Below are 16,774 nucleotides of genomic sequence, written 5' to 3'. Positions count from 1 at the left end.
GCCGAGGCTGGTAGAATCGCGGTTTCCCCCAATTTTTGCGCGAATTCCATCATGTCCGGCAATACCTTCGGCACGCTCTTCACCGTCACCACCTTCGGCGAATCCCACGGCCCGGCCATCGGCTGCGTGATCGATGGCTGCCCCCCGGGCATGACGCTCTCCGAAGCCGACATCCAGCCCGAACTGGACCGCCGCCGTCCCGGCACCTCGCGCCACGTGACCCAGCGCCAGGAGCCGGATACGGTGGAGATCCTCTCCGGCGTCTACGAAGGCAAGACCACCGGCACCCCGATTGCGCTCTTGATCCGCAACCAGGACCAGCGCAGCAAGGATTACGGCAACATCCTCGATACCTTCCGCCCCGGCCATGCCGACTACACCTACTGGCACAAGTACGGCATCCGCGACCCGCGCGGTGGCGGCCGTTCCTCCGCGCGCCTGACGGCCCCCGTAGTGGGTGCGGCGGCCATCGCCAAGAAGTGGCTGTTCGAGAAATACGGCACCACCTTCAAGGGCTGCATGAGCCAGCTGGGCGAGATCGCCATTCCCTTTGAATCCTGGGAACACGTCCCCAACAATCCCTTCTTCGCGGCCAACGCCAGCATCATCGGGCGCCTGGAAGAGTACATGGATGCCCTGCGCAAGGACGGCGACTCCATCGGCGCGCGCATCGACGTGGTGGCGCAGAACGTCCCGGTGGGTTTGGGCGAGCCGCTCTATGACAAGCTCGATGCCGAGATCGCCTATGCGCTCATGGGCATCAATGCGGTCAAGGGCGTGGAGATCGGTGCCGGTTTCCGCTCGGTGGCGCAGAAGGGTTCCGAGCACGGTGACGCGCTGACCCCGGAAGGCTTCGTCGGCAACAACGCCGGCGGCATCCTGGGCGGCATCTCGACCGGGCAGGACATCACGGCTTCCATTGCCATCAAGCCGACCTCCAGCATCCGCACGCCGCGCCCGTCCATCGACAAGAACGGCCAGCCGATCTCGGTGGAAACCTTCGGCCGCCACGATCCCTGCGTGGGCATTCGCGCCACCCCCATTGCCGAAGCCATGCTGGCCCTTGTGCTGATGGATCACGCCCTGCGTCATCGCGCACAATGCGGCGATGTGAAGGTTGAGACGCCAGCCTTGCGCTGAGCGGTCGGCAAGCCCTGCCAGCAAGCCGGCCATCGCGCATGCGGTCGCCGGTTTTTTCTTGCCTGAAACAATTTGCAAAGAGCCGGGTCGAAGCGGCTCACGGCTGACTGGCGGCAGCAAGCACGCCAGCAGACCGGACCCGAGATCAATATCAATTACTCAAATGGAGGCGGGCATGGTGCTCAACCCTATCATCAAGAACAGTCTGCTGGCCGCAGCCCTGGTGGGCCTGGTGGCTTGCGAAACCGTCCAGACCACCCAAGGCGGCGCCGTCGGCATCGACCGCAAGCAGCAGATGCTGGTGTCTTCGGCCGAGATGGAAGCGTCTTCCGCCAAGGAATACGCCCAGGTGCTGGCCGAGGCCAAGAGCAAGGGCCTGCTCAATCGCAATGCCGCCCAGGCGCAGCGGGTGCGTGCCATCGCCAATCGCCTGATTCCGCAAACCGGCGTATTCCGTCCGGATGCGCTGAAATGGAACTGGGAAGTCAACGTGCTGAGTTCTGATGAGACCAATGCCTGGTGCATGCCCGGCGGCAAGATCGCGGTCTATACCGGCCTGATCGACAAGCTCAAGATCACCGACGATGAACTGGCCGCCGTGATGGGCCACGAGATTGCCCACGCCCTGCGTGAGCACGCCCGCGAGCGCGCTTCGCAGCAGGTGGTGGCCAATTCGGCCATCTCCATCGGTGCTGCGCTGCTGGGCCTGGGCGACGTGGGCAAGCAGGGCGGCCAATACCTGTACATGGGCCTGATGGGCTTGCCCAATTCGCGCGCCAATGAAACCGAAGCCGACCGCATCGGCGTGGAACTGGCTGCGCGTGGCGGCTATGACCCCAAGGCCGCCGTCACCCTGTGGCAGAAGATGGCCAGCCTGGGCGGCGACGAGCCGATGAAGTTCATGTCCACCCACCCCTCCAGCAGCGAGCGCATCGCCGACCTGACGGTCTACGCCCAGCGCGTTGAACCGCTTTACCAGCAGACCCGCAAGCGCTGATTCAAGCAAGTTCAGAAAGAGCGAGCCGGCATTTCTTCCGCCACGGAAGAAATGCCGGGTTTTTCATGCGCGCCGCACGTCCTGCGCTTTTTCTGCTGCCTTGCAGCATTATTCTCTGTTGTTGCAACGCGGCGGAAAACACGGCGGGGAGGTCAGACCTGTCGCTTTATGGCATAATCAAAAGCTATTTTTCCCGTTCAGCACCCCTTTCTCGTTTCCGCCGGACCGCAACATGCTCAAGACGCTCTACGACAAACTCTGGGAGTCGCACGTCGTTCATACGGAAGATGACGGTACCGCCATCCTGTATATCGACCGCCACCTGCTCCATGAAGTGACCAGCCCGCAAGCCTTCGAAGGCCTCAAGCTAGCCGGTCGCCAACCCTGGCGGAACTCGGCCAACCTGATGGTGGCGGACCACAACGTCCCCACCACCGACCGCGCCCAAGGCATCGCCGACCCGATCTCGCGCCTGCAGGTCGAAACGCTGGACGGCAATGCAAAAGAATTCAGCCTGACGTACTTCGGCATGAACGACAAGCGTCAAGGCATCGTGCACGTGATCGGCCCTGAGCAGGGCGCCACGCTGCCGGGCATGACGGTGGTCTGCGGCGACTCGCACACCTCGACCCACGGCGCCTTTGCCGCGCTGGCCCATGGCATCGGCACCTCCGAAGTCGAACACGTGCTGGCCACGCAGACCCTGCTGGCGCGCAAGTCCAAGGCCATGCTGGTGCAGGTCGACGGTGCGCTGCCGGCTGGCGTTACCGCCAAGGACATCGTGCTGGCCGTGATCGGCAAGATCGGTACCGCCGGCGGTACCGGCTACGCCATCGAATTCGCTGGCTCGACGATCCGCTCGCTGTCCATGGAAGGCCGCATGACGGTCTGCAACATGGCCATCGAAGCAGGCGCCCGCGCCGGCATGGTGGCTTTCGACGACGTCACCCTGGAATACCTGAAGGGCCGTCCCTTCTCGCCCTCCGGCCCGCACTGGGAGCGCGCCGTGTCGTATTGGCGCACCCTGCATTCGGACCAGGGCGCCAAGTTCGACCTGGTCGTGACCCTGAACGCCGCCGAGATCAAGCCGCAGGTCACCTGGGGCACCTCGCCCGAGATGGTGGTGTCGATCGACGCCCGCGTCCCCGATCCCGACAAGGAAAAGGACCCGACCAAGCGCGACGGCATGGAAAAGGCCCTGGCCTACATGGCCCTGAAGCCCAATACCCCCATCGAAGACATCCGCATCGACAAGGTCTTCATCGGTTCCTGTACCAATTCCCGCATCGAAGACCTGCGCGAAGCGGCCAAGGTGGTGCGTGGCAAGTTCCGCGCCTCCAACGTCAAGCTGGCGATGGTGGTGCCGGGTTCGGGGCTGGTCAAGGAACAGGCCGAACGTGAAGGCCTGGACAAGATCTTCCGCGATGCCGGTTTCGAATGGCGTGAACCGGGCTGCTCCATGTGCCTGGCCATGAACGCCGACCGCCTGGAACCGGGCGAGCGCTGCGCCTCGACCTCGAACCGCAACTTCGAGGGCCGCCAGGGCGCCGGTGGCCGTACTCACCTGGTGAGCCCGGCCATGGCGGCGGCAGCCGGTATCGCCGGTCACTTCGTGGATGTGCGTTCGCTGTAAGCGCTTGCTTGTGAATCTTTTCGAGAGAAAACAACCATGAAAAAAATCTCCGCTCTGGTTCTGCTGGCCGTCACCCTGGGTGCGCTGGCCGGTTGCAATACCGTCAATGGTTTCGGCAAGGATGTCGAAAAGGTCGGCGAAAAGATGCAGGATGCCAGCAAGAAATAAGCAGAAATTAGCAGGATCAGACAGTGCAAGGCTGCGGCCAGCGTGCCGCAGCTTCAGTTTTTGAACAGGAAACAGGAAGGGTAGGGCAGAGCAATCGCCCCGCCGACCCAAGGTCAAGCTCATGAATAAATTTATCGTGCATGAAGGACTGGTGGCGCCGCTGGATCGCGCCAACGTCGATACCGATGCGATCATCCCCAAGCAGTTCCTGAAGTCGATCAAGCGCAGCGGCTTCGGCCCCAACCTGTTCGACGAATGGCGTTACCTGGACCACGGCGAGCCGGGCATGGACAACAGCAAGCGTCCGCTCAATCCCGATTTCGTGCTCAACCAGGAGCGCTACCAGGGTTCGTCCATCCTGCTGTCGCGCAAGAACTTCGGCTGCGGCTCCTCGCGCGAACACGCGCCGTGGGCGCTGGACCAGTACGGCTTCCGTGCCGTGATCGCGCCCAGCTTCGCCGACATCTTCTTCAACAACTGCTACAAGAACGGGCTGCTGCCCATCGTCCTGACTGAACAACAGGTCGATCACCTGTTCAATGAGGTCAAGGCCTTCCCGGGTTATCGCCTGGTCATCGACCTGGAAAAGCAGGTCGTCAGCACCACCAATGGCAGCGAAGTCTATCCGTTCGACATCAGCGAATTCCGCAAGTACTGCCTGCTGAACGGTTTCGACGACATTGGCCTGACCCTACGCAAAGCCGACACCATTCGTGCCTACGAAGAGAAACACCTGCACGAACAGCCCTGGCTGAGCAACACGATCTGAAGAGGATCGTCGAGACAACAGCAAAGGGCGGTCAGATGGCCGCCCTTGTCGTTACTATTCCAAGAACGCTGGAAACACTGAGAAAGAGAAGCCATGAAGATTGCTATCCTGCCGGGTGACGGCATCGGTCCCGAGATCGTCGATGAAGCCGTCCGCGTGCTCAACGCCCTGGACGAGAAGTTCGAAATGGAAACCGCCCCGGTCGGCGGCGCCGGCTATGAGGCCCACGGCCACCCGCTGCCGGACGGCACCCTGAAGCTGGCCAAGGAAGCTGATGCCATCCTCTTCGGTGCCGTGGGCGACTGGAAGTACGACAAGCTGGAGCGCGCCCTGCGTCCCGAGCAAGCCATCCTGGGCCTGCGCAAGCACCTGCAGCTGTTCGCCAACTTCCGTCCGGCGATCTGCTATCCGGAACTGACCGGTGCTTCTTCGCTGAAGCCTGAGCTGGTGGCCAACCTGGATATCCTGATCGTGCGCGAACTGAACGGCGACATCTATTTCGGCCAGCCGCGCGGCATGCGCGAGGCGCCGGACGGTCCGTTCAAGGGTGCGCGTGAAGGATTTGATACCATGCGCTATTCGGAACCGGAAATCCGCCGCATCGCCCACGTCGCCTTCCAGGCCGCCGCCAAGCGCGGCAAGCGCCTGTGCAGCGTGGACAAGGCCAACGTGCTGGAAACCTTCCAGTTCTGGAAAGACATCGTCACCGAAGTCGGCAAGGAGTACCCGGACGTCGAGCTGTCGCACATGTACGTGGACAACGCCGCCATGCAGCTGGTGAAGGCGCCGAAGAACTTCGACGTCATCGTCACCGGCAACATGTTCGGCGACATCCTCTCGGACGCGGCAGCCATGCTGACCGGTTCGATCGGCATGCTGCCCTCGGCCTCGCTGGATGCCAACAACAAGGGCCTGTATGAACCTTCGCACGGTTCGGCCCCTGACATCGCCGGCAAGGGTATCGCCAATCCGCTGGCGACCATCCTGTCGGCGGCGATGATGCTGCGCTTCTCCTTGAACCGTGCCGAGCAGGCCGATCGCATCGAGAACGCAGTGAAGAAAGTGCTTGCGCAAGGTCTGCGCACCGCCGATATTTATGAAGAAGGCTGCACCAAGGTCAACACCCAGCAGATGGGTGAAGCCGTGGTCAAGGCCCTCGCCTGAGATCAACGTCGCCTGGCCGTGCCCCAAATGGTGCGGCCGGGTGCTTGAAATGCCGGATGGTCCGGCGCAATTGTGTTCAATCTGATTTGTTCACCATGGAAGTTCTAAATAGGGAAAGATGATGAAACTGGTTGGTTTGGTTGGCTGGCGTGGAATGGTGGGTTCGGTCCTGATGCAACGCATGCAGGACGAAGGTGATTTCGATCACATCGAACCGGTGTTTTTCTCGACTTCGAATGCGGGCGGCAAGGCGCCGTCGTTTGCCAAAACGGCAACGACCCTGAAAGACGCCAACAGCATTGAAGAGCTGAAAAAATGCGACATCATCATCACCGCACAGGGCGGCGACTACACCAATGAGATCTTCCCCAAGCTGCGCGCCGCTGGCTGGGATGGCTACTGGATCGACGCCGCTTCCTCGCTGCGCATGAAGGATGATGCCGTGATCGTGCTCGATCCGGTGAACAACAACGTCATCAAGGATGCGCTGGCCAAGGGTGTGAAGAACTACATCGGCGGCAACTGCACCAACTCCATCCTGCTGATGGGCGTGGGCGGCCTGTTCAAGGAAGGCCTGGTCGAGTGGGTCAGCTCCATGACCTACCAGGCCGCTTCCGGCGGCGGCGCCAACCACATGCGCGAGCTGCTGAAGGGCATGGGCGTCATCAACGCGGCCGTGGCCGACGAGCTGGCAACCCCGTCCTCGGCCATCCTGGACATCGACCGCAAGGTCGCCAAGACCATCCGTGAAGACGTGCCGACCGAATTCTTCGGCGCGCCCCTGGCCGGCGGCCTGATCCCCTGGATCGACGCCCAGCTGGAAAACGGCCAGTCCAAGGAAGAGTGGAAGGGCCAGGCGGAAGTCAACAAGATCCTGGGCAACGAGCAGATCATCCCGGTGGACGGCCTGTGCGTGCGTATCGGCGCAATGCGCTGCCACAGCCTGGCGCTGACCATCAAGTTGAAGCGCGACCTGCCCCTGGCCGAGATCGAGTCCATCATCCGTGCCGGCAACCAGTGGGTGAAGTGGGTGCCCAATGACCGTGCCATCACGGTCAAGGAACTGACACCGGCGTCCATCACCGGCGGCCTGGAAATCGGTGTGGGCCGTGTGCGCAAGCTCAACCAGGGTCCGGAATACATCTCCGCCTTCGTCATCGGCGACCAGCTGCTGTGGGGCGCGGCCGAACCGCTGCGCCGCATGCTGCGCATCATCCTGGGCAACCTGGAGTGATGCCGCTGGCCGGGAGCGATCCCGGTCATCAGTGCGCAGGCGATGCTGCAATGCGAATAAGGCTTGCCTTTCGCGTTGTCAGTCTGCAACAATAGCCCGCCAGCTTCCACCCCTGTGGAGGCTGGCGGGTTTTTCTCATCTTGAGAAAGTAAGTACACTTGCGGGTGTAAGTTCTTGATGATAAGTTGAAAAGCCAATCTATTTCATGAAAGCCAACAAGTGGCAGCGCTCTCGTTGAGCGCCTGCTGGATTTGATGAAATGGATCTGCTCCGGTCCGCTGGCCTGCAAGAAGAGGCGCCATAACAGCAAGCCAGTACCGGAGTGGCGCGGGCCGGCTCCAGAGGCCGCGCGGCACTTGCCCCATTCACGGAGTTGTACGGCATTCCCGGGCCAGCACCGGGTCCAAGGCCAGCGTGACGGGTTTGAAGCGGAACGTTTCTCTAAGCCAAACAAAACATGCCTGTAAATACCAACAAGAAGCTTGCCCGATCCCAGATGAAGACCCTCAGCGCCGCCCTTGCGCTGGCCATGGCCTTGCCGCTGGGGGCGCAAGCCGCCGCCCTGGGCAAGCTGACCGTGCTGTCGGCACTGGGACAGCCGCTGCGGGCCGAAATCGAGGTGACCTCGGTCGCCGCAGCCGAAGCAGGCAAGCTGACGGCACGCCTGGCGCCGGCCGAGGCTTTCCGCCGCGCCAACATGGACTACAACCCGGTCCTGAGCTCCTTGTCCATCGTGCTGGAACAGCGCCAGGGGCGTCATTTCATCCGCATCAGTTCTTCCCAGCCGGTCAGCGATCCTTTCGTCGACCTGCTGCTGGAACTGGGCTCCGGCGAATCGCGCCAGTTGCGTGAATACACCTTCCTGCTCGACCCGCCGGACAGCAAGACCCCGCGCAATGCCCAGGTCGCGCCGCTGACGCCGGGCAATGCGCCGGCGGCGGCTGCCAGTGCTGCGCCTGCCGCGCCTGCTGCGGCTGCTGCACCCGCACCGGCTGCGCCGGAAACGGCTGCGGCGTCTGCGGCGGCACCGGCCGCCGCACAGGCGGCTCCAGCGACGCAAGCGGCTCCCGCGGCTCCGGCGGCTGAACCCGCGACGCCTGCCGCGCAGGCCGCACCGGCAGCCGCGGCTGCCCCCAGCGCCCCGATTCCGGTCAGCGGCGAAGAGCCTGCCACCAGCATCGTGCAGCGTGCGGCCCCTTCCGCACTGGCCGAAGAACTGATCCGCCGCCAGCAAGCCGCTGCTGAAAACACCCCGGCCTCGGCCAGCCCGGAGGCCATGGCCGCCGCCCCGGCCTCACCCGCCGCCTCGGGCAGCGGTTCGGCACCGGCAGCCCCGGCGGCGGCCCCGGCCGCTGGCAAGAGCGGTGATTACCGCGTCAAGCAGGGTGACACCCTGGCCGGTATCGCCGCCCGCAACCAGCAAGCCAATGTTTCGCTGGACCAGATGCTGATCGCGCTTTACCGCGCCAATCCGGATGCTTTCCAGGGCAACAACATCAATCGCCTGCGCGCCGGCAAGATCCTGGCGATCCCGGATCAGCCAACCGCTGCGGCGGTTGACCGTGACGAAGCACGCGGCATGGTGGTGGCGCAAGCCCAGGACTTCAACGCCTATCGCAACAAGCTGGCCGGCCAGGTGGCCAACGCGCCTGCCGGCAAGGCGGGCAGCAACCGCCAGAGCGGCGGTGGCAAGATCACCGCGCGGGTGGAGGAGCGCTCCGGCACCCAGGATGCGCGTGATCGCCTGGAGCTCTCGCGCGCCAGCAAGACCCGTGGCAAGACCGGCAATGCCGGCGCTGCGGCCGAAGACAAGGCGGCCAGCGAGCGCGCCCTGGCCGAAGCCAATGACCGCGTCAAGGACCTGGAAAAGAACGTCGACAATCTCCAGAAACTGCTGGAGCTGAAGAACAAGACCATCGCCGACCTGACCTCCCAGCAACAGAAGGAGGCCGAGGCCGCCAAGCCGGCAGCAGCGCCTGCCATGGCGGCGGCTGCCGCCGACAAGCCGGCCGAGGGTGGCGAGACCAAGCCGGAGGACAAGCCCGCGCCTGCTGCCGCACCGGCCCCCGTGGCTGCTCCGGCCACCCCGGCTGCGGCCCCGGCCGCACCGGCGGACAAAGCCGCCAAGTCCGGCGGTTTCATGGACAAGGTCAAGGAGAATCCCTACATCCTCGCCGGAGCAGGCCTCCTGGTGGCCCTGCTGGCTGCCGGTGGTGGCGTGCTGGCCATGCGCCGCCGCAAGAAGAAGTCCGAGGACGGACCGGCTGAACCTGCCATCGAGCCTGAGCCTGCCCCTTCCCCCGAGCCTGTCGTCGCCGCCGCCGTCCCGGTGGCCGAGCCTGAACCCGAGCCCGAGCCCGAAGCCGAACCGGTGGTGGAGCCCGTGGCGGCACCGGCCGAAGCGGCCGTGGTGGAGGAGGCCCCGGTCGATCCGATCGCCGAGGCCGACATGTACATCGCCTACGGCCGTGACGAACAGGCCGAGGACATCCTCAAGCTGGCCTTGCAGGCCCAGCCCGAGCGCCAGGCCCTGCATGCCAAGCTGCTGGAGATCTACGCCAAGCGCGGTGACGTCGACAATTTCAACCGCGTGGCGTTGAACCTGCATGCCCTCAGCGGCGGCCTCAACGAGACCTGGGTCAAGGCCGCAGCGCTGGGCCTGACCATCGATCCGACCAATCCGCTCTATGGCGGTACGCCTGCCGAGCCGGAGCCTGAGCCTGAAGAAGCCCCGGGCATGGAATTCGACCTGTCCGATTTCAAGGCCGCCGAGGTGCAGCCGGAAGCCGCTGCTGCACCGGCAGCCCCCATGGACCTGGGCCGCGACATCGACTTCGACCTGGATCTGGAAAACGGCGCCAAGCCGGATGCCGACGAGCCCATCCTGCCGGCTTCCAGCGGCGCGGCTTCGGCCTCGATGCTGCTGGACAGTCTTGACGATGCGCCGGCTGCCACGACCCTGGCCGACCTGGACCTGAGCCTGCCGGAAGACACGCCGGCCCCGTCGGCGGCGAACATCCTGGAAGAGGATGAGGAATCGGCCTTCGAGCAGGAGATGACCACCAAGCTGGACCTGGCCGCCGCCTATGAAGAAATCGGCGACAAGGAAGGCGCCCGCGAATTGCTGGAAGAGGTGATGCGCGGCGGCAACGACGCCCAGGTGGCGCGCGCCAAGGCCATGATCGCCGCCTTGGGCTGATCCCGCCCTCCAGAGCGATTACAATAGCTTCATCTCGCGGGCAGCTCGCATGAGCTGCCCGTTCGTTTTTATCGTGCCGCCAGACCGTGGTGTGCGGGCTGTATGAAGCTTTCTGCAGGCTCGCGCAGGACCCCGGCCGCTGGCGACAAGCAGTGAATATCCATGACAGAACTTTCTTCCCCGTCCCAGGGGCTGCGCCGCGTGGTGCTGGGCGTGCAATATGACGGCGCCAGCTGGCAGGGCTGGCAGACCCAGCCGCACCGCCAGACCGTGCAGGACCAGCTCGAAGCGGCCCTGCAGCGCTTCAGTACGACCTCGATTGCCACCACTTGCGCCGGCCGCACCGATTCGGGCGTCCATGCGCTGGAGCAGGTGGTGCATTTCGATACGGCCATTGCCCGCGACAGCTTTTCATGGGTGCGTGGCACCAATGCGTTTTTACCGCCCACGATCGCGGTGCGTTGGGCTTGCGAACTGCCGTGGGTCGATGATGCGGCCATTGCCGGTGCCAGTGCCGCCGCCCAGGCGGCCGAGTTGCACGGGGCAGAGCGGGAGGGGGCCGAGAGCCTGGCCCAGTTCGGTTTCCATGCGCGTTTTTCGGCCATCGCCCGGACCTATCACTACGTGCTCTACAACCACGCGGTGCGCTCGCCGCTGCTGGCCGGCAAAGCCGGCTGGACCTTCCGCCCGCTGGACGCGGACCGCATGCACCAGGCCGCGCAACACCTGATCGGTGAACATGACTTCACCAGCTTTCGCGCCGTGGAATGCCAGGCCAAGTCCCCGGTACGCAAGATGGAGAGCATCGCCGTGCGCCGCCACGGCGACATGATCGTCTTCACCCTCAAGGCCAATGCCTTCCTGCACCACATGGTGCGCAACATCGTCGGTTCCTTGATCGTGGTCGGCAGCGGCAAGCAGGGGCCGGAATGGATAGGAGAGGTGCTGGCCCTGCGCGACCGCAGCCGCGCCGCGCCGACCTTCATGCCTGACGGCCTGTACCTGGCGCGGGTCGACTATCCGGATAGCTGGGCGCTGCCGCAGGAGGCGCGTTCCTGGCCCTGGCTGTAAGTGCGTCAGCAGGCTGACCAGTCGAAGTATTCACCCATGAGGCAATCTCCATGAGCTTTCGTACCCGCATCAAGATCTGTGGCCTGACCCGTGAAGAGGATGTCCGTGCCACCGTGGCCGCTGGCGCCGATGCGCTGGGCCTGGTGTTCTATCCCAAGAGCCCGCGCTACGTGACGCCGCAGCGTGCCGGCGAGCTGGCCCGTGCGGTGCCGCCCTTCGTGAGCATCGTTGGCCTGTTCGTCAATCCGACCCTGGAAGAGGTGCAGCAGGTGCTGGCCGAGGCCCCCCTGACGGTGCTGCAGTTCCATGGCGACGAAACGCCCGAGCAGTGCGCCGCCATCGCCCGGGCTGTTGTCAGACCCTTCATGCGCGCGGCCAGAATAGGAAGTTCGACGCAGCCCGCGGATTTGTTAGAATACGAGCAGGCATATCGCTCCGCCAGTCCGTTTTTCACCGGACTGCTGCTCGACACCCTGGTCGAGGAGTATGGCGGCAGCGGAAAGGTTTTCGATTGGTCTCTCATTCCAAAAGAACTCGCGCCTCGGGCCGTTTTGAGTGGTGGCTTGAGCGTACACAACGTCACTGAGGCGGTGGCAGGCGTTCGCCCGTACGCGGTCGACATCAGTAGTGGCGTCGAAGCCGCCAAGGGCATCAAGGATGCCGCCAGGATAGAGGCCTTCATCCAGGCCGTGCGTCTGGCCGATGCTACCCCCGTGTAGCGCACCCCCAAAGAGTTTCAGAGGAACACCATGAAAGAATTGAATCCCCTCGGCGGTTTCGCCGAGCGTCAAGCCATTCCCGCCGCCGCCCTGCACCAGACGGCCCATTACAACCTGCCCGACGCCCGTGGCCACTTCGGTCCCTACGGCGGCAGCTTCGTCTCCGAGACGCTGACCCTGGCCTTGAACGAGCTGCGCGACGCTTATGCGAAATATCAGCACGACGAACAGTTCCTGGCCGAATTCCATACCGAACTGAAGCATTTCGTCGGCCGCCCCAGCCCGGTGTATCACGCCAAGCGCTGGTCCGAGATCGCCGGCGGCGCGCAGATCTACTTCAAGCGCGAAGACCTGAACCACACCGGCGCCCACAAGATCAACAACGTGATCGGCCAGGCCTTGCTGGCCAAGCGCATGGGCAAGAAGCGCATCATCGCCGAGACCGGCGCCGGCCAGCACGGCGTGGCGACCGCCACCATCTGTGCGCGCTTCGGCATGGAATGCATCGTCTACATGGGCAGCGAAGACGTGAAGCGCCAGCTGCAGAACGTCTACCGCATGAACCTGCTGGGCGCCACGGTGGTGCCGGTGGAATCCGGTTCCAAGACCTTGAAGGATGCGCTCAATGAAGCCATGCGCGACTGGGTCACCAACGTCGAGACCACCTTCTACATCATTGGTACCGTCGCCGGTCCGCACCCCTATCCGATGATGGTGCGCGACTTCCAGTCGGTGATCGGCAACGAGTGCATCCAGCAGATGCCGGAAATCGCTTCGCGCCAGCCGGACTACGTAGTGGCTTGCGTCGGTGGCGGTTCCAACGCCATGGGCATCTTCTATCCCTACATCGACTATCCGGACGTCAAGCTGGTCGGCGTGGAAGCGGCAGGCGATGGCCTGGAGACCGGCCGCCACTCGGCCTCGCTGACGCTGGGCTCGCCCGGTGTGCTGCACGGCAACCGTACCTACCTGCTGCAGGATGCCAACGGCCAGATCATCGAGACCCATTCGGTCTCGGCCGGCCTGGATTATCCGGGCGTGGGTCCGGAACACGCCTGGCTCAAGGACAGCGCCCGCGCCAGCTATGCCTGCATCACCGATGCCGAAGCGCTGGAAGCCTTCCACAACTGCTGCCGCATCGAAGGCATCATCCCGGCGCTGGAGTCCAGCCATGCCCTGGCCCATGCGGCCAAGCTGGCGGCCACCTTGCCCAAGGATCAGATCGTCCTGGTCAACCTGTCCGGCCGTGGAGACAAGGACATGCATACCGTGCAACAGCACCAGGCCTGACCCCAGGCCGGCGCGCACGTGCCGGCCGGTCCTGCGGGGCCGGCCGGTGGTTTCGACAAAACAATTCATCTCATCATGTCCAGAATCCAGACCACCTTCTCCCAACTGGCCGAGCAGAAGCGCAAGGCGCTCATTACCTTCATTACCGCCGGCGACCCGGCTCCCGAGCTGACCGTGCCGCTGCTGCATGCGCTGGTGGCTGGCGGCGTCGACATCCTCGAACTGGGTGTACCGTTCTCCGACCCCATGGCCGAAGGCCCGGTGATCCAGCGCGCCTGCGAACGCGCCCTGAAATTCGGCATCAGCACCCACGACGTGCTGGGCTATGTGCGTGAATTCCGCAAGACCAACAGCCACACCCCCATCGTGCTGATGGGCTATGCCAACCCCATCGAACGCTTTGGCGTGGATGCCTTCATCGCCGCAGCCAGCGAGGCGGGCGTGGATGGCACCATCGTGGTGGACTATCCGCCCGAGGAATGTGAAGAATTCTCCCAAAAGATGCAGGCCCAGGGCATGGACCCGATCTTCCTGCTGGCCCCGACCTCCTCGGAAGAGCGTATCCGCCAGGTGGCGGCCGTCAGCAGCGGCTTCTGCTATTACGTTTCGTTGAAGGGCGTCACCGGCGCCGGCCATATCGACACGGCCGAAGTGGCCGAGCGCATCGCCGCCATCCGCCAGCACGTGAAGCTGCCCATCGCGGTGGGCTTCGGCATCCGGGATGGCGCTACCGCCCGCACCGTCGGCAGCGTGGCCGATGGCGTCGTGATCGGCAGCCGCATCATCGCCGAGCTGGAAAATACCCCGCACGACAAGGCCTGCGAAGCAGTGCAAGCCTTCGTCACCGATATCCGCCAGGCGCTGGACGCCTGAACGGCAGCGCCCCGGCCTGGCAGGGCAGGGGAGCGCAATGAGGAGCCTCCGGCAGCGTCCGGGGGCTTTGTTTTTTGATATGGCGCAAGCGGGCAGCGGCATTTTATTGTCAGCCGGAAAGCATGACCGTGCTTTACGTCCGCCGCCGGTGGGCTCTGGTACAATGCGCGCCACCGGAAACATCTATGAGGTCTCTATGAGCTGGCTCGAGAAGTTATTGCCACCCCAGATTCAACGCGGCTCCACCAGCCGCAAAGCCATCCCGGAAGGTTTGTGGGTCAAGTGCCCCTCCTGCGAGGCCGTGCTGTACCGTACCGACCTGGAATCGAACCTGCATGTCTGCCCCAAGTGCAGCCACCACATGCGCATCCGCGCCCGCGCTCGTCTCGATGCCCTGCTCGACGAAGGCGGCCGCTATGAGATCGGCCAGGAAGCCCTGCCGGTCGACACCCTGAAGTTCAAGGACAGCAAGAAGTACCCTGATCGTCTCAAGGACGCCATGGAATCCACCGGCGAAACCGACGCCATGGTGGTCATGGGCGGCGCCATCATGACCCTGCCGGTCGTGGTGGCCTGCTTCGAGTTCGAATTCATGGGCGGTTCCATGGGCTCCGTGGTCGGCGAGCGCTTTGCGCGCGGTGCCCAGGCGGCATTGGAACAGAAGGTCCCCTTCATCTGCATCACCGCCACGGGCGGTGCGCGCATGCAGGAAGGCCTGCTGTCGCTGATGCAGATGGCCAAGACCACCGCCATGCTGACCAAGCTGTCGGAAAAGAAGCTGCCCTTCATCAGCGTGCTGACCGACCCGACCATGGGCGGCGTCTCGGCGTCCTTCGCCTTCATGGGCGACGTGGTGATGGCCGAACCCAAGGCGCTGATCGGCTTTGCCGGCCCGCGCGTGATCGAGAACACGGTGCGCGAGAAGCTGCCAGAAGGCTTCCAGCGTGCCGAATTCCTGGTCACCAAGGGCGCCATCGACATGATCGTCGACCGCCGCAAGATGCGCGAGGAAATCGCCCATCTGCTGGCCTTGCTGCAAAATCAGTCCGCCGAAACGGTTTCCTGATTAGCCGCTATACTTCAGGCCCGGATTTGCAGAAGTGCAAATCCGGGCTTTGTCTTTTCGACATCCGCAAGCCGTAATCCGTAATCCGTAATCCGTTTTTCGAGCAGCCGCTTCACCGACCGAGACGCGCCATGACTTCCCAAGCCTCCCCGACTCCCGCCACCCTCAATGAATGGCTGGCCCTGCTGGAACAACGCCATTTCAAGCAGATCGACATGGGCCTGGACCGCGTGCAGGCCGTGAAGGAAAAGCTCGACATCCGCTTCGACTGCCCCGTCATCATGGTGGCCGGCACCAATGGCAAGGGTTCTACCTGCGCCATGCTGGAATCGATCCTGTTGCGCGCCGGTTACCGCGTGGGCCTGTACATCAAGCCGCATTTCCTGCATTTCAATGAACGGGCCCGCCTGTCCGGCGACATGGCCAGCGATGCCCAGCTGATTGCCGCCTTCGAAGCGGTGGAAGCGCAGCGCGGCGACATCTCGCTGACCTATTTCGAATTCACCACCCTGGCGATCATGAAGCTGCTGGCCGATGCCAAGCAGGATGTGGTGATCCTGGAAGTCGGCCTGGGCGGGCGCCTGGATGCGGTCAACGTGATCGATGCCGATGTGGCCATCGTCACCAGCATCGACATCGACCACACCGAATACCTGGGCGAGACCCGCGAAGAGATCGGTTTCGAGAAGGCCGGCATCTTCCGTCCCGGCAAGGTGGCCGTGTGCGGCGACCCGGTGCCGCCCAAGTCGCTCATTGCCCACGCCGAGAAGATTGGCGCCGACCTGTGGCTGATGGGCCGTGATTTCAACTACCAGGGCGACAAGCAGCAATGGGCCTACGGCGGACGTGGTATGCGCCGCAATTCGCTGGCCTATCCCAGCCTGCGCGGCGCCAACCAGATCTTGAACGCCTCGGCCGCCTTGGCCGCGCTGGAAGCCCTGCGTGAAGTGCTGCCCGTGGGTGCCCAGGAAGTGCGTACTGGCCTGGCCACGGTGGAGCTGCCGGGCCGCTTCCAGGTGCTGCCGGGCCAGCCGCTGGTGATCCTGGACGTGGCGCACAATCCGCATGCGGCCGCCACGCTGGCGCAGAACCTGGACAACATGGGCTTCCACCCTTATACCTATGCGGTGTTCGGCTCCATGCTGGACAAGGACATCGAAGGCGTCATCGGCCACCTCAAGGACAAGATCGACCACTGGTGCGTGACCGATCTGCCGCTGCCGCGCGCGGCCAGCGCGCAACAGCTCAAGGAGGCCCTGCTGGGCGCCGGCGTGCAGCCGGAATTCAGGCGGGACGCGGCGCGCAGCGTAGAAACCTTCACTACACCGGCCGAGGCGTATGCAAATGCATTAAGCAGAGCAGGGGAGAATGATAGAATTGTGGTTTTCGGGTCCTTCCTGACCGTAGCCGGCGTCATGCAGGCGCGCCGCCCCGGTCTGCACTGATCCCGA

General features: G+C 63.9%; 14 protein-coding genes. All 14 read left to right on the top strand.

All coding sequences use genetic code 11. The features are described from left to right. The first annotated feature begins 51 nt into the window (after positions 1-51). The 14 genes from aroC to folC all read left to right on the top strand — a co-directional run bounded on the left by aroC (position 52) and on the right by folC (position 16,768). Positions 52-1,140: a chorismate synthase gene (gene aroC / locus FYB76_RS12860; RefSeq protein ID WP_088754942.1), complete on the top strand. Its 1,089-nt coding sequence runs from the start codon at positions 52-54 to the stop codon at positions 1,138-1,140. Positions 1,141-1,315: 175 nt separating this feature from the next. Then, positions 1,316-2,137: a M48 family metallopeptidase gene (locus tag FYB76_RS12855; protein WP_186450089.1), complete on the top strand. Its 822-nt coding sequence runs from the start codon at positions 1,316-1,318 to the stop codon at positions 2,135-2,137. Positions 2,138-2,369: 232 nt separating this feature from the next. Beyond that, positions 2,370-3,770: a 3-isopropylmalate dehydratase large subunit gene (gene leuC / locus FYB76_RS12850; protein WP_088754944.1), complete on the top strand. Its 1,401-nt coding sequence runs from the start codon at positions 2,370-2,372 to the stop codon at positions 3,768-3,770. Positions 3,771-3,806: 36 nt separating this feature from the next. Continuing rightward, positions 3,807-3,938, top strand: a complete 132-nt coding sequence (locus tag FYB76_RS12845; RefSeq protein WP_008330868.1) for an entericidin A/B family lipoprotein — start codon at positions 3,807-3,809, stop codon at positions 3,936-3,938. Between the two features lie 121 nt (positions 3,939-4,059). Beyond that, positions 4,060-4,707 carry a 3-isopropylmalate dehydratase small subunit gene (gene leuD, locus FYB76_RS12840; protein ID WP_034333116.1) on the top strand — a complete coding sequence of 216 codons (648 nt, stop codon included), beginning with the start codon at positions 4,060-4,062 and terminating at the stop codon, positions 4,705-4,707. Between the two features lie 93 nt (positions 4,708-4,800). Further along, positions 4,801-5,871: a 3-isopropylmalate dehydrogenase gene (leuB, locus tag FYB76_RS12835; protein WP_017452965.1), complete on the top strand. Its 1,071-nt coding sequence runs from the start codon at positions 4,801-4,803 to the stop codon at positions 5,869-5,871. Positions 5,872-5,992: 121 nt separating this feature from the next. After that, complete coding sequence (gene asd, locus FYB76_RS12830) at positions 5,993-7,105, top strand: aspartate-semialdehyde dehydrogenase (protein ID WP_088755000.1); 1,113 nt, start codon at positions 5,993-5,995, stop codon at positions 7,103-7,105. Between the two features lie 457 nt (positions 7,106-7,562). After that, on the top strand, positions 7,563-10,304 hold the full coding sequence (locus tag FYB76_RS12825) for a FimV/HubP family polar landmark protein (protein ID WP_154133893.1): 2,742 nt from the start codon (positions 7,563-7,565) through the stop codon (positions 10,302-10,304). Positions 10,305-10,466: 162 nt separating this feature from the next. Continuing rightward, positions 10,467-11,375 (top strand): tRNA pseudouridine(38-40) synthase TruA, encoded by a 909-nt coding sequence (locus FYB76_RS12820; RefSeq protein WP_154133892.1) that lies wholly within the window; start codon positions 10,467-10,469, stop codon positions 11,373-11,375. Between the two features lie 50 nt (positions 11,376-11,425). Further along, positions 11,426-12,094 carry a phosphoribosylanthranilate isomerase gene (locus FYB76_RS12815; protein WP_154133891.1) on the top strand — a complete coding sequence of 223 codons (669 nt, stop codon included), beginning with the start codon at positions 11,426-11,428 and terminating at the stop codon, positions 12,092-12,094. A 30-nt stretch (positions 12,095-12,124) separates the two neighbouring features. Continuing rightward, entirely contained in the window at positions 12,125-13,384 is a 1,260-nt protein-coding gene (gene trpB / locus FYB76_RS12810) for a tryptophan synthase subunit beta (protein ID WP_154133890.1), read from the top strand. A 75-nt stretch (positions 13,385-13,459) separates the two neighbouring features. Then, complete coding sequence (gene trpA, locus FYB76_RS12805; RefSeq protein WP_088754950.1) at positions 13,460-14,257, top strand: tryptophan synthase subunit alpha; 798 nt, start codon at positions 13,460-13,462, stop codon at positions 14,255-14,257. Between the two features lie 196 nt (positions 14,258-14,453). Then, entirely contained in the window at positions 14,454-15,323 is an 870-nt protein-coding gene (gene accD / locus FYB76_RS12800; RefSeq protein ID WP_034331674.1) for an acetyl-CoA carboxylase, carboxyltransferase subunit beta, read from the top strand. Positions 15,324-15,454: 131 nt separating this feature from the next. Next, a complete protein-coding gene (folC, locus tag FYB76_RS12795) occupies positions 15,455-16,768 on the top strand; it encodes a bifunctional tetrahydrofolate synthase/dihydrofolate synthase (protein ID WP_088754952.1) in 1,314 nt (437 codons plus the stop codon). The last annotated feature ends 6 nt before the right edge of the window (positions 16,769-16,774 follow it).

It is taken from the genome of Herbaspirillum sp. CAH-3 (assembly GCF_009668275.1).
Lineage (GTDB): Bacteria > Pseudomonadota > Gammaproteobacteria > Burkholderiales > Burkholderiaceae_D > Herbaspirillum > Herbaspirillum aquaticum.
Note: the sequence above shows the minus strand (reverse complement) of the source record. Positions and strands in the feature narration are given on the sequence as shown.

Excerpts from the sequence above, each read along its gene's own strand:
- aroC (WP_088754942.1), top strand. The coding sequence starts at position 52 with ATGTCCGGCAATACCTTCGGCACGCTCTTCACCGTCACCACCTTCGGC.
- FYB76_RS12825 (WP_154133893.1), top strand. The coding sequence starts at position 7,563 with ATGCCTGTAAATACCAACAAGAAGCTTGCCCGATCCCAGATGAAGACC.
- leuC (WP_088754944.1), top strand. The coding sequence starts at position 2,370 with ATGCTCAAGACGCTCTACGACAAACTCTGGGAGTCGCACGTCGTTCAT.
- FYB76_RS12815 (WP_154133891.1), top strand. The coding sequence starts at position 11,426 with ATGAGCTTTCGTACCCGCATCAAGATCTGTGGCCTGACCCGTGAAGAG.
- leuB (WP_017452965.1), top strand. The coding sequence starts at position 4,801 with ATGAAGATTGCTATCCTGCCGGGTGACGGCATCGGTCCCGAGATCGTC.
- folC (WP_088754952.1), top strand. The coding sequence starts at position 15,455 with ATGACTTCCCAAGCCTCCCCGACTCCCGCCACCCTCAATGAATGGCTG.
- asd (WP_088755000.1), top strand. The coding sequence starts at position 5,993 with ATGAAACTGGTTGGTTTGGTTGGCTGGCGTGGAATGGTGGGTTCGGTC.
- FYB76_RS12845 (WP_008330868.1), top strand. The coding sequence starts at position 3,807 with ATGAAAAAAATCTCCGCTCTGGTTCTGCTGGCCGTCACCCTGGGTGCG.
- accD (WP_034331674.1), top strand. The coding sequence starts at position 14,454 with ATGAGCTGGCTCGAGAAGTTATTGCCACCCCAGATTCAACGCGGCTCC.
- trpB (WP_154133890.1), top strand. The coding sequence starts at position 12,125 with ATGAAAGAATTGAATCCCCTCGGCGGTTTCGCCGAGCGTCAAGCCATT.
- FYB76_RS12855 (WP_186450089.1), top strand. The coding sequence starts at position 1,316 with ATGGTGCTCAACCCTATCATCAAGAACAGTCTGCTGGCCGCAGCCCTG.
- leuD (WP_034333116.1), top strand. The coding sequence starts at position 4,060 with ATGAATAAATTTATCGTGCATGAAGGACTGGTGGCGCCGCTGGATCGC.
- trpA (WP_088754950.1), top strand. The coding sequence starts at position 13,460 with ATGTCCAGAATCCAGACCACCTTCTCCCAACTGGCCGAGCAGAAGCGC.
- FYB76_RS12820 (WP_154133892.1), top strand. The coding sequence starts at position 10,467 with ATGACAGAACTTTCTTCCCCGTCCCAGGGGCTGCGCCGCGTGGTGCTG.